The following is a 10,848-nucleotide window of genomic DNA, read 5'->3' as shown; positions in this document are numbered from 1 at the left end:
GGAGTTGGATTAGAAAACTGAAAAACCCGCCGCAATGCGACGGGCTTTTGCTTTCTTTGTGCAATGAGGGGAGGCATAGTGCCCGCAGTCTCAAAGCTCACACTCTATATGGCACCGAAAGTCTTTACTGTCAATGTATCCACCGTTCACGGCTGATGAAGAACACCACCTTCCGAACGTCCTATCCGCACCTAGGTTTGCGACCTATCTGCGCGAAACCGGCAATGATAGGACGCGAGCTCTCCACCTATACCACTGGAATCTTCAAGTATCAGCCGCGTTCATGGTTCCACTCCATGTTTTGGAAGTTGCGCTGCGAAACGCGATCGTGGAAGCGATCGAAGCTGTCCATGGAGGAACATGGCCTTGGACACAAGGCTTCATCCGTTCGTTACCGAACCCGCGCGGTCCGGCATACAGCCCCAAACGAGACCTCGAAGGTTGCGCAGCACAGCAACCCACTGCCGGAAAGGTCGTCGCCGAACTGAAGTTCGTGTTTTGGGAGAAGATGCTGACAAACAGGCACCAAGGCAGACTGTGGGACGATCATTTCTACGCAGTGTTTCCGGACGCGCCTCGTGGTGTCGCTGCCAGCCAGCGCCGATCTGAATTAAGGTCTGACATTGAAGCCGTGAGGAGGCTCCGCAACAGAATCGCACACCATGAGCCTGTTTTTCCGCGCACCCTTCAGGATGATTTTGATCGGATCATCCGCTGCATAAGATGGCGCAACGAAACGACCAGCAACTGGGTGCTGGAAATCGAGACGGTGCGCGCACTACTCGCAGTGCGCCCCTAAGCGTCCCGCCCCGCTAGGAATTCCGCCAGCACAGGACTGGCCGCGCCCTTTGCGGAGCTGAGCAGCTCCGAGCCCGCAAGCGAGGCCTTCGACAGGCGTACGAGCCCACCGGTTTCCTCGATGCGGTAACAGCGGCGCTTTTGCCGACCCCGCCTGTAGTGGGTCGCGGTGACGATCTGGCAGGTGCTGCCATCGGTGAGTGTCACAGGTGCTGCGAGCCTGATCTTGTCGCCTTCCTTGTAGTCCGGAATCGACGCCCAATTCCGGCAGCGCTGACGCCAGTCCTGGGCGTAGCTGTCCGGGTCTTTCAGGTCGGAGAGCAGGGCCAATAGGCTCAGTGGCGCGCGGGATTCGACCGGTCCCGCGCTTTCCTCCATGTCCTTGTAGCCCCAGCAGCCGTCATCATATCGGGTAAGGAATACGGCGGCGAAAGTGATGGAGCCATCCGCATCGGTGACATAGGTCGTGTCTTCGACAGGGGTGCCGTCGATATTTGTGACCTTTGCCGCCGCGTACCAAGTCGAACCCACCTTGCAGGCTTTGACCAGTTCCGTCTTGCGCCTTTCGCCCTCGAAGGTGCACAGCCGAGCAATCTCCGCTTTCTCATCCGCGTAGGTCTGGACGCGGCCGTCGGTGTAGAAGAGCCAACCCATCAGGCAACCCTCCGGTCATCGATTTCCATCAGCGCATCGAGCGGCACGCGGTAGGGCTGCATGGCGTCGAAATCCTCGCAATTGCCGCAGTTCTGCACGATCGCGAAGGTATCGCAGGCATCCTTGAGGATGACCCGGAAGGTGCCGCCGAGGCCCGAGGGCACCTCGTAGGTCCCGCCGATGAGATAATCCGAGGCCCGGCGTACGAAGACGCGGATGCTGTGGCCATCGGTGGCGAGCCGGATCGCCCCCCGCCCCCGGTCGATGAGCACCTGCACGTCATCCAGGATGTCGGTGTAGAACTGGCCGGTCAGATCGCGAAACGCCATGCGGCGCTGCGCCATCCAGTCGGTATCCCGAAACGGGTTCATGCCGTCGGCGAAGGCGAAGGAGGGATCTGCCTGTTCGGTGGTGACGATACGGGTGGTCGTGCCATCGATGCCGTTTGAGCGCAGATGCACACCATTGCCGACGATCAGGATCAGGGCGGGCCTGTCCACGGGCCCGTTCCAGTTGGGCAGGAAGGTCTTGCAGGCGCGCGCATGGGCGATCTGTGCCGCAACAGCGGACGCAGAGAACTTGAGAATAGCCATGGGGATGTCTTTCGGTTGGGTGTGGGAGGGTCGACCCGCGCGGGAAATGCCTCGCGCGGGTCGCGTGAGGACTCAGGCCGCTTGCGCGACCTCGCTGTCAGGCTCGGGAGATTCCGAGGCGGGCTCCGCCTCATCACAGACGACACCGGCGGTCTGCATCATCGGCGGGCACCAGGCGGCTACGGCAGCGCGCTGCGCGTCCGTGAGTGTGGCGAACGGCTCTGCAAAGAGCTTGTCGCAGAAGGCCACGATCTCCTTCTTGCTCGACGAGGCCAGCGTCACCGCCTCCTGGGCCAGACCCAGATCCTCGCCGAGGATCTTCAGGAGCCATGCCTTTTTGAAGCGATTGAAGAGCGCCGCGTTCGGCGTCCAATGCGCGCGGATATCGGGCATGATCTCGATCTCGAACGCATGCATCAGGCTGTCGCGCTGGCGGTCCCGCGCGAAGCAGGACTGCGTGGTGCTGGCCGTGGCATAGGCCACGAGCTTGGCCTTCTCGCCGGCCTCCAGCGCGCGAAACGCCGCGAACTGATCGGCGGGCGGGCGGGTATCATCGAGCCACGAGAGGTCCAGCACATCATGCGCCGCGGCCACCTGCGCGAGGGAGGTCTCGTCAATCTCGTCCATCTTGGCGTGGTTGCGGTATTCCTTGCGGGCATCGATCTTGATCGCCTGCGTGACACTCATGCCGCTGGCCAGAACGTCGCTCACCAGCTTGAAGAGCGTCAGATCGAGCGTGGCTTCCGGATGCAGCGCCATCGCGGCGCCAAGGGCCATGGCCCGCTCGGTCTTGAGGTCCTCGGCCAGTGAGGCTGGATAGGTGATTTCGCCGGCGTCCGGGGCCTCTTCCCCGGTCGGGCTAGCCGAAGAGCCGCGCGCGCCCTCCTCTTTCACGGTGTCTTCCGGGCGGACGAGGCCAACATGGATGGTGATCTGCCCACCCTGCCACGACGCTATCACCCCAGACCGCGCTAGGTCCTCGGCGCTGTAGGCCTCCTGCAGGTCGCGGGCTTCCTCTTCCAGAGCGTCGACGCGGTCGTAAAGGGCGTTGTAGGCACCGTCGTCGAGCCCCTCATCTTCCATCTCGAGTTGCAGTTGCTCAAGCTCGGCGGTGATCTCATCGATGCGCTTCTGGGCAGCCTCATCCGGCTCGATCGGGCCGGGATAGACCCGGCCATAGTCCGCCATGGTCGCGTAATCGTAGCGGACCATCGCATCCGCCCAGGCAAAGCCCAGTTTTGCGCGAGCCTCCTCGGCGGCGACCCCGAGCTTCTCGAGCAGGATGGTCTCGACCAGCGCCGCATCCTCGAGCACGGAATGCTCTTCCAGAAGGTCAGCCGCGACGGCACCGCCACGCGCCTCGTAGTCCGCGCGCACGAAGGCTCCGATATCGTCGCTGACCTGCACGCCGCGGGATTTGAGCGCTTGCCGGACGGTATAGGCCTGCAGATAGCTGTCTTCCTTGGTGAGCGCCTCGTAGACCTCGCGCTGAACCTTCTGGCTCGGGTGCTCGGCAAAGGCCTTCATCGTGTCGAGCGTGATCGTCTTCGCCCGGGCCGCGGCGCGGATATCGGGGTGGATCAGCCCGTAGCGCAACCGGCCTTTCACGGCGGCAACGGTCGTGCCGAAAGTCTTTGCGATGGTCTCAGGCATCTGGCCATCGACCTCCATCATCCGGGCGAAAGCCTCGAACTCGTCGATTGCGTTCATCGGTGCCTGGGTAATGTTCTCGGCGAGCGACAGCGCCGTGGTGATGTCGCAGTCTTCCGGCACAAGGCGGCAGTCCACCTTGGTTTTCGCCGTGAACCCCTTCGCGGCCTTGTCTGCGATCAGCTCCTTCAGCGCGGCATGGCGTCGGCCACCGGCCAGCACGGCGTATTTGCCGTCAAGCTTTTGGACCAGAAGCGGCTGGAGCAGGCCCAGAACGGCGATGCTGGCCTTCAGATGGGCGATGTTCTCGGGGTCATAAGTTTCCGGCGCGTTGCTGCGCACATTGGCTGGATGCGGGACCAGATCGCCGATGGCGACGGTGAGAGGGGCAAAGCTTGTGGTCATGGGATATCCTTCCAGGTGGGTGAGATGCGGCCCGCGCGCTTGCGCGTGACCAATCCCCGGCTTCAGGGATCACCACGACAAAAGGCCCACTTTCCCTTTGAGTGGTCAGCGGGCCTTCATCGTCTCAGATGTCAGGGTGAGGAGTCCCCTGCCCTACCAGTCGCGCGCCAGCATGATCCCCTCTCGGGACATCACTACGTGATGCCCTGCCGGGCAAGGGTCAGCACGCGCATGGTGGTGGCAGGATTGTCCGGGGTCTCAGCCCCATAGCGGAAATCCGAATCTGCCTCATAGAGATCGATTTTCCAGAACACGGTCTCGCCCCGGATCTCGACCGCACCAAAATCGTGCCATCCCTCGGGGTCATTCTCAGGCTCGAACGTGGCAAACTCACCGGTTGCCTTCACCGCCTCGGCCATGAAGCCGTCACCGGCCTCCATGAGCGATCGGGTGACATGCATCCGGCCCTGGATGGGCTGCGTGGGCGGCACTCCAAGGCACGCGAGCTTGCGAAACGCGTCGTTCTGCACCGCGATCACGGTCGGATCGGGACGGTCTGGCAGGGGTTGTGCGGTGATGGTCATGGGGCTCTCCTTTGAGAAGTTGAAACACCCTTCCCAAAGCCTGCTTTCCCTTTGCCGACGCACGCCCCCTCAAGCGGCCTGGGCGCTCTCCCCTGCCCTGCCCGCTTCCGACCGCGCGATCAGATAATTACATGCGCGCTGCGCATCGGCGGCGTGCCGGAAGATCGCGCCAGTGTCCGAGCGCAGAACGCGTAGCCAATTGTAGAGGTAGGCGGCGTTCATCTCGAGCGTATGCGCCGTGAAGCCGAGCGTCTGGCCAAGGAACACCGAGGTCAATTCCGCGACGATCTCCTCGCGCGCATAGGACGTGTTGCCAAACTTCGAGAACCCGAAATCACGGTTCAGTCGATGGGCGGCCTTCGTGGCATGGGCCAGCTCATGGGCCCAGACCCCGTAGAAATTGCGCGGGTCCTGGAACCGCGCGATCGACGGCATGTAAACCTTGTCCACGGGGGGCAAATAGTACGCCTCCGTCCCCGTGAAGACGGTTGTGATGTCTATGGCGTCGAAAAACGCCTGCATGTGCGGGATGGGCTCAGACGGTGGATACTCAGTCGTTGGCTCAGTGTCCGGATAGAAGCTGTCCGGCAGGCCCTCGATCTGGCAGGCATTAAACACGCGGTAGGACTTTTGGAAGCGGAAGATACGGGCTTCCTCGGAGTGATCATCGCCATCGCTGCGGTCGTCCTCGCCGCCCGCGTCTTTCCGGCTTTGGCCGTAATAGACGACGACAGAGGATTTCTCTCCCTTGCGGACCTTTGCGTCCAACGCATTGGCCTGCGGCAACGTCATCCAGAAAGGTGAGCTGTGGCCCGCCATCACGGTCCGCATGGTCAGCAGGAAGTTGTTCACTCCCTGGTAGGGTTCACCGCCCACGCGCAGGGGGCGAGAGCTGCCACCTGCGGTCCATGGCTTACGCCACGGCAGGACGCCGCGCTCGATGATGCGGATGATTTCGTTCGTGATGACCTCGGAGGCATCGAATTTGGGCGTGCGGGAACGGGCCATGGCTGGCCTCCTTTCGAGTGTTGGTGTGAGGGGATAGTGATCAGGCTGGCCGACTGGCGCGTGGATCGTTGACGATCCTGGCACCAAGCTCTTCGACCATGTCGATGTAGGTGGTTAGAGAGACGGCCCGGCCAGGACCCCAAGGTTCAGGGTCGACCGATCCGTCTCGTGTCACGCGGGGCAGGTTCGCGAATGCGATGACATTGTTGACGGGTCGGATATCGATGAACGGCGTCCCACGTGCGACCGCTAGAGCGGCCAAGGGAAAGCGCTCGATTGGCGCGAATGTCGACACGGTGGTCCAGCCGAGCTGGACAAACGTCCCGCCATCGCCAAAGATCACATGGGCATTCGGCAATGTTTCAGCCTGCCTGAGATATCCGAGATTGCGCGACACAGTCTCGCGTTCGAGCCGCTGCGCCAGCTCCGTCTGGCCGGTTCGGCGCAGTTCCTTGTGTCGCCACCACGAGGCGGAGGTCGCGCGCAACACGCGCAAGACACCTGTTTGCATGGGAATGCCCTTCATCAGGAAAGACAGACCGGAATTCGGCCCGGACCCATCTGAGGGGCCACAAAGGCCCTCATCGGTCAGTCACAAAACCCGAAGGACACTTCCGTAATGGGGCGGATCACTGTCAAGGGTTTCCGGCAAGCCAAGAATGCCGGCGAACATTTCTTTCTTCACCGGGTTTAAGACACAAAATCAAAAGCTTACTTTTTCTTTTTCACTGCAACGGCACTTCAGGACCGAGGGCTCCCCCTGCCCGGGCTTCGCTCTTCCGTCCGTAGTCAGCCTAAAAGCTGCCACTCTCTGCCTGGTTCAAATCTGGTCCTGGGTGCCCATCTTTCACGCGCATTCAACAGGTGTTGATAGCCAGTGTCCTTACGGCATCTCCAGGAACCTCGTCCCGAAAAGGGACCTCTGCGTACCTGTTGTCAGATGCAGTTCATGCCTCCGTTACGAAAAATCCTTGATGCGTGTCGCTTAGGCCGTCGGGCCCGGGTTCAGCGTGAAGCGAAACGGCGAACCGTCCATCCACATGCGATGCAAAATGACGCCAATTCGGCGCGCGAGCGCAATCAGGGCCCGTTTCGATCCACGCCTGTGCGCCACTCTGAGTGCCCAGGCCTGCAACCAGTTCGGTGCTGCGCGGTGCATCAAGATCGTCGCAGCCTGGTACAACGCCGATCGCAATCCTCGATCACCCGCTCGTGTAATCTGCCCGACAATGTCCATCTCTCCGGATTGAGTGCGCCTCGGCGTCAGCCCGACCCAAGGACCGATATCCTTTGATTTCGCGAAGCGGGCCGGGTCATCAATCGCGGATCTTACGGTCAAAGCAACAATTGGGCCAACACCGGGCTTTGTCATCATGAGACGGCAAACATCGTCATGCTCCGCCAACCCCACGACCTTTTCATCCAGGCTGGCCAGCTCTGTCCTCAGCTGCCCCCGAGCCCGCAGAAGCGCCAACGCCGAGGCGGACAAGATGTCATTGTCGGCAACCAGCTTCCTCACCCGGGCCTCGTACCTTACCCGGGTGCCATGCCCAAGCTTCAGGCCGAAGTTCCTGAGCACTCCCCTCATCGAGAGTTCGATGTTGATGATCGCCTGCTGAATAGACTTGCGCGCGCTCAGCAAAGCGCGAATTTCCTGTGAGGACACAGATTTGCGGTGCACGGGCCTGTACCAACCCATTTGCAACAATCGAGCAATTCCCTGAGCATCGCGCCTGTCGGTCTTGATGGGCATGGCTTTCAAGGCGGCCTTCACCAACCGCGTTTCCATCAAGACCATGTCAAATCCGGCCTCTTCGATGCCCTTGCTCAGCCATTGGGATAGTGGTCCGGCTTCGAGCCCGATCGCGTCGATCGAATATGACAATGACGCTATTGCACGTACCAATGCCTCAGGCTCGCTCTCCGCCTATAATTCGTCAACAATCCTCCCCTGTGGCCCCAGCACACAAATCGCCGTGCTTGCCAGGGATACATCCAGTCCGATAAATACATTCATGTCGTTGCCCTTCTATTCTTAGGAATTGAGGCGCATGGAAACATACGACCTCGTAGACGCGCTTCAGGCGCATCAAGGGCAACGGCACTCCACATCATGCTGACAAACAAGCGAAACGTGCTCGATTCGCCGACAGCCCCATTACGGCATCTTTCACTTTTCCCGGCCCCAACAGCCCGGGAAAAGAACTTCAGGGGCCGGCACGGCCCCAGTTTTCTTCATTGCACGCAGAAACTCTGGATCGGCAACGAACATCGGCAATGCCAGACCTAAGAGTTCCATTTTTAGAATTTATATCAATGAATTATAGCAAATCTCAGATCGGCAGTTTTTTCTGGCGACTGTCTGATATATCCTGGCGGTGCTTGTCCTGAGCACCGGATGCGACAAGCCTCTTCACTTCGCCGACAGGGAATAACTGGTACTACGTCCACCGGCGTCATCTTTCTCAAGTGCTCCCAAGTCGATCAGGTCCAGGATGTCGCGATATGCGGTGTCCTGCGAACATTTTTCGATCTTCGCATATTTCGACGTCGTGAGTTTTCCTTCGAACCCATCGAGGAGCCGGTTAAGCATGTCCCGCTGGCGGTCGTTGATGTTGGCCGTTGCGTGTTTCTCCCAGAACCGCGCCTTCTGAAACACAGCCTCCAAAATGATCTCTGCGCCATCAAATGCGCGGTCGAGGCAATTCAGGAACCAAATGAGCCAAGTCGTGACATCAAGCCCGCCCTTCTGCGTCGCCTCGAGCATATCGTAATAGGCGTTCCGCTCCTGCCGGATTTGGGTCGACATGCTGTAAAACCGTTGTGAACTGCGTTCGGATCGCGCCAACGCCATATCCGCGATCGCACGCGCAATGCGCCCGTTGCCATCGTCAAAAGGGTGGATCGTGACGAACCAAAGATGTGCAATTGCGGCATGAATAACGGGATCCGTGTCTGGGGCCTGATTGAACCAGGCCAAAAACTGCCCCATCTCAGTATCAAGCCGTGCTGCTCCCGGCGCCTCAAAATGCACGCGCTCGCGACCCATAGGTCCTGAAACAACCTCCATAGGACCGATCCGCCACTGCCCCACGGCGATCCGGGTCATTCCGCTTCGCCCGGTTGGGAAAAGGGCGGCATGCCAGCCGAACAATCGCTCTGCGTCCAGTGGTTGGTCATACGCTTGCGTCGCGTCCAGCATCATCTCGACGACCCCATCGACATGGCGATCAGACGGGATCAGCCCGCCGATTTCGAGCCCCAGCCGTTTTGCGATAGACGACCGAACCTGATCCCTGTCGAGCGCCTCACCTTCGATCTCGCTGCTCTTGACGACATCGCTAGTGAGAGTTCGCAACATCGCCTCATTGCGAAGATCAAAGCCAAGGCCCTCCATGCGTCCCAAGAGCTTGCCTTGCCGGTGGCGGACAGCGGCAAGTTGTGATGACAGCTTGGCATTGTCCCAAAAAAATTGCGGCCAATCAGTTAGTTCGTGAATGTAGGTCATATTTTACGCACTCCTTGCGGAGATTATACCGAGCAATCTCCGCAAGACAACAGTATTCGCCGCGCAATATGCGGAGAATACTGGCGCCAATCTCCGCATGCCCCGCCTGGACCTCTGAATGTAGGAGAAACTGCTGCCCCATCCCATCATGCCGCCTGCCCGCTCAACCGGCCATAGAAACTGCGCTCGAGATGCAGCTCCCCTGCCCCAGCTTTCTGGACAATTCCACGCAGATATCCACCAGGAGATGCGACTTCGCCTGCACAATGCTTTTCGAACGTGAGAACCAGCGCCGCAGTCGCGATTTGTGGCCCAAGTCGGTCCTGCGCAATGTTCCAGGCGTGCTCTGAGACGCCGATCATCGGCCTCAACTGCCCTGCAACACGGTGCAGATCGCCCCAATCCTTCAGATATCCGCCCATATTGTGCGCCCAGGACGCAAACTCAGGACAGGCTTGCATGACTGTCGACAGATCCAGGGCGGCCCCGCGTTTCTTGCGGGTTTCGGCCACCCAGTCTTCCAACTCCTTATCCACCAGCTCTTCCGGTGCCGCATTGGGTACCACGCCCGCCGCTTGCTCAGTTTCTGAGCGATTACAGGTTACAGGATTAAGTTGAGTTGTAATTAGTATATGAGGTTCGGAAATGACCTCCCTGGGGTCCATTTCTTGAGTCTTCTGAAGTACTTGTTCGGTGGTTTCGGCTGTGTTTTCCACAACCTCATCCGCTCGAACTGCCTTGAGGTACGTGGCCTCTACACGTTCCTGGAGCTCTTTGAACCACGCCAAAAGCCGTTCCAGTGACTCAGAGGCCGTGTTCCTGCGCGGAAGGCGGGCCAAAAGGTCCTCGAAAAGGCCTGTGAGCTGCGTCCACGGGCCTCTCAGCGCGCCGCTGAGCGCAGCCTCGATCCGCGCTCGGATCATCCTGCGGGCCACAGTGATCTGCCGCTTCAGGCGCTGACAGTGCGCGCGCTCGGCCTGCAGCTCTGCGTGTAGCTGCTGAAACTCTTCTATGCGAGCTGACAGCGGCGACAAATCAAAGCCGTAGGCCTCAATAATACGGCCCTCTGCGTCCCTGTGGCCCCAACGCTTGCCATTGGGGCTGTCTTTGAAGGCGATTACACCGATCTCGGCCAGGCGACGCGCATGGCGCTTGAGCGCAGAGAGTGAAAAGCCCGTTTGCTCCATCAGATAGGCATTAGAAGCCCAGACGATCGGGCGCTGACCCACTTCCCAATCTTGCGCCTGCGTGAAGGCCCCAAGCGTATCGAGGAGCATCATATCCCCTGCCTTGAGGCCGATATGCGCACCTACGCGTTTCACGGCAACAAAGGCCTGTGTTTTGGGTACGGCTGATCTTTCACCAGCATGTGCGTGCTGTTCAGCAACGGCGAGTCCGGCTGTCGCCTTCCGCCACCCCGAGGGTTGGTTGATATTGGACATACCTTCACCGTTCTGAGGCATGCCTGTCTCAGTCGCTCCATGCGGAGCATCATTGAATTTCGTCATTTTTAGCTAGGCACAGAAAACCTTTTCGCCCGAAGACGTTTTTCGTTGTTTAGCGATTCGCGGACTGCTAGGATTGTGATGTGAAAACAAATCGCGCCTTGTGCGCAGCAGCCCTCGGGACTTCGGTTTCGAGGGTTTTC

9 protein-coding genes and 1 pseudogene are annotated in these 10,848 nt (G+C 59.8%); 1 reads left to right on the top strand and 9 read right to left on the bottom strand.

Annotation, left to right across the window (positions count from 1 at the left end; genetic code table 11):
• The first annotated feature begins 283 nt into the window (after positions 1 to 283).
• On the top strand, positions 284 to 799 hold the full coding sequence (locus TM5383_RS16095; RefSeq protein WP_231725197.1) for a hypothetical protein: 516 nt from the start codon (positions 284 to 286) through the stop codon (positions 797 to 799).
• On the opposite strand, the gene TM5383_RS16090 is transcribed toward TM5383_RS16095, so the two are convergent.
• The 9 genes and pseudogenes from TM5383_RS16090 to repC all read right to left on the bottom strand — a co-directional run bounded on the left by TM5383_RS16090 (position 796) and on the right by repC (position 10,663).
• Positions 796 to 1,452, bottom strand: a complete 657-nt coding sequence (locus TM5383_RS16090) for a DUF6927 domain-containing protein (protein WP_058320065.1) — start codon at positions 1,450 to 1,452, stop codon at positions 796 to 798. The two genes, TM5383_RS16095 and TM5383_RS16090, sit on opposite strands and share 4 nt — an antisense overlap.
• Positions 1,452 to 2,045: a hypothetical protein gene (locus tag TM5383_RS16085; protein WP_037911611.1), complete on the bottom strand. Its 594-nt coding sequence runs from the start codon at positions 2,043 to 2,045 to the stop codon at positions 1,452 to 1,454. The genes TM5383_RS16090 and TM5383_RS16085 overlap by 1 nt, the downstream gene beginning before the upstream one ends.
• 72 nt (positions 2,046 to 2,117) lie before the next feature.
• On the bottom strand, positions 2,118 to 4,100 hold the full coding sequence (locus tag TM5383_RS16080; protein ID WP_058320064.1) for a ParB/RepB/Spo0J family partition protein: 1,983 nt from the start codon (positions 4,098 to 4,100) through the stop codon (positions 2,118 to 2,120).
• Between the two features lie 194 nt (positions 4,101 to 4,294).
• Positions 4,295 to 4,684 carry a DUF3768 domain-containing protein gene (locus TM5383_RS16075; RefSeq protein WP_058320063.1) on the bottom strand — a complete coding sequence of 130 codons (390 nt, stop codon included), beginning with the start codon at positions 4,682 to 4,684 and terminating at the stop codon, positions 4,295 to 4,297.
• Positions 4,685 to 4,753: 69 nt separating this feature from the next.
• Positions 4,754 to 5,692, bottom strand: a complete 939-nt coding sequence (locus tag TM5383_RS16070) for an ArdC family protein (protein ID WP_058320062.1) — start codon at positions 5,690 to 5,692, stop codon at positions 4,754 to 4,756.
• A 40-nt stretch (positions 5,693 to 5,732) separates the two neighbouring features.
• Positions 5,733 to 6,218 carry a hypothetical protein gene (locus TM5383_RS16065; protein WP_058320061.1) on the bottom strand — a complete coding sequence of 162 codons (486 nt, stop codon included), beginning with the start codon at positions 6,216 to 6,218 and terminating at the stop codon, positions 5,733 to 5,735.
• 459 nt (positions 6,219 to 6,677) lie between these two features.
• Positions 6,678 to 7,709: pseudogene (locus TM5383_RS16060) on the bottom strand (IS110 family RNA-guided transposase).
• 396 nt (positions 7,710 to 8,105) lie between these two features.
• Positions 8,106 to 9,200, bottom strand: a complete 1,095-nt coding sequence (locus TM5383_RS16055) for a Fic family protein (protein ID WP_058320060.1) — start codon at positions 9,198 to 9,200, stop codon at positions 8,106 to 8,108.
• A gap of 146 nt (positions 9,201 to 9,346) precedes the next feature.
• A complete protein-coding gene (gene repC / locus TM5383_RS16050) occupies positions 9,347 to 10,663 on the bottom strand; it encodes a plasmid replication protein RepC (RefSeq protein WP_231725196.1) in 1,317 nt (438 codons plus the stop codon).
• Positions 10,664 to 10,848 lie beyond the last annotated feature (185 nt).

The sequence above is a fragment of the Thalassovita mediterranea genome, from assembly GCF_001458435.1.
Taxonomy (GTDB): domain Bacteria; phylum Pseudomonadota; class Alphaproteobacteria; order Rhodobacterales; family Rhodobacteraceae; genus Thalassobius; species Thalassobius mediterraneus.
The sequence above is the reverse complement of the archived record's forward strand: the minus strand, read 5'-3'. Positions and strand labels throughout refer to the sequence as shown.

Bases quoted from the DNA above. Each gene is read 5' to 3' on its own strand.
- TM5383_RS16095 (WP_231725197.1), top strand. From the start codon at position 284: ATGGTTCCACTCCATGTTTTGGAAGTTGCGCTGCGAAACGCGATCGTG.
- TM5383_RS16090 (WP_058320065.1), bottom strand. From the start codon at position 1,452: ATGGGTTGGCTCTTCTACACCGACGGCCGCGTCCAGACCTACGCGGAT.
- TM5383_RS16085 (WP_037911611.1), bottom strand. From the start codon at position 2,045: ATGGCTATTCTCAAGTTCTCTGCGTCCGCTGTTGCGGCACAGATCGCC.
- TM5383_RS16080 (WP_058320064.1), bottom strand. From the start codon at position 4,100: ATGACCACAAGCTTTGCCCCTCTCACCGTCGCCATCGGCGATCTGGTC.
- TM5383_RS16075 (WP_058320063.1), bottom strand. From the start codon at position 4,684: ATGACCATCACCGCACAACCCCTGCCAGACCGTCCCGATCCGACCGTG.
- TM5383_RS16070 (WP_058320062.1), bottom strand. From the start codon at position 5,692: ATGGCCCGTTCCCGCACGCCCAAATTCGATGCCTCCGAGGTCATCACG.
- TM5383_RS16065 (WP_058320061.1), bottom strand. From the start codon at position 6,218: ATGAAGGGCATTCCCATGCAAACAGGTGTCTTGCGCGTGTTGCGCGCG.
- TM5383_RS16055 (WP_058320060.1), bottom strand. From the start codon at position 9,200: ATGACCTACATTCACGAACTAACTGATTGGCCGCAATTTTTTTGGGAC.
- repC (WP_231725196.1), bottom strand. From the start codon at position 10,663: ATGCCTCAGAACGGTGAAGGTATGTCCAATATCAACCAACCCTCGGGG.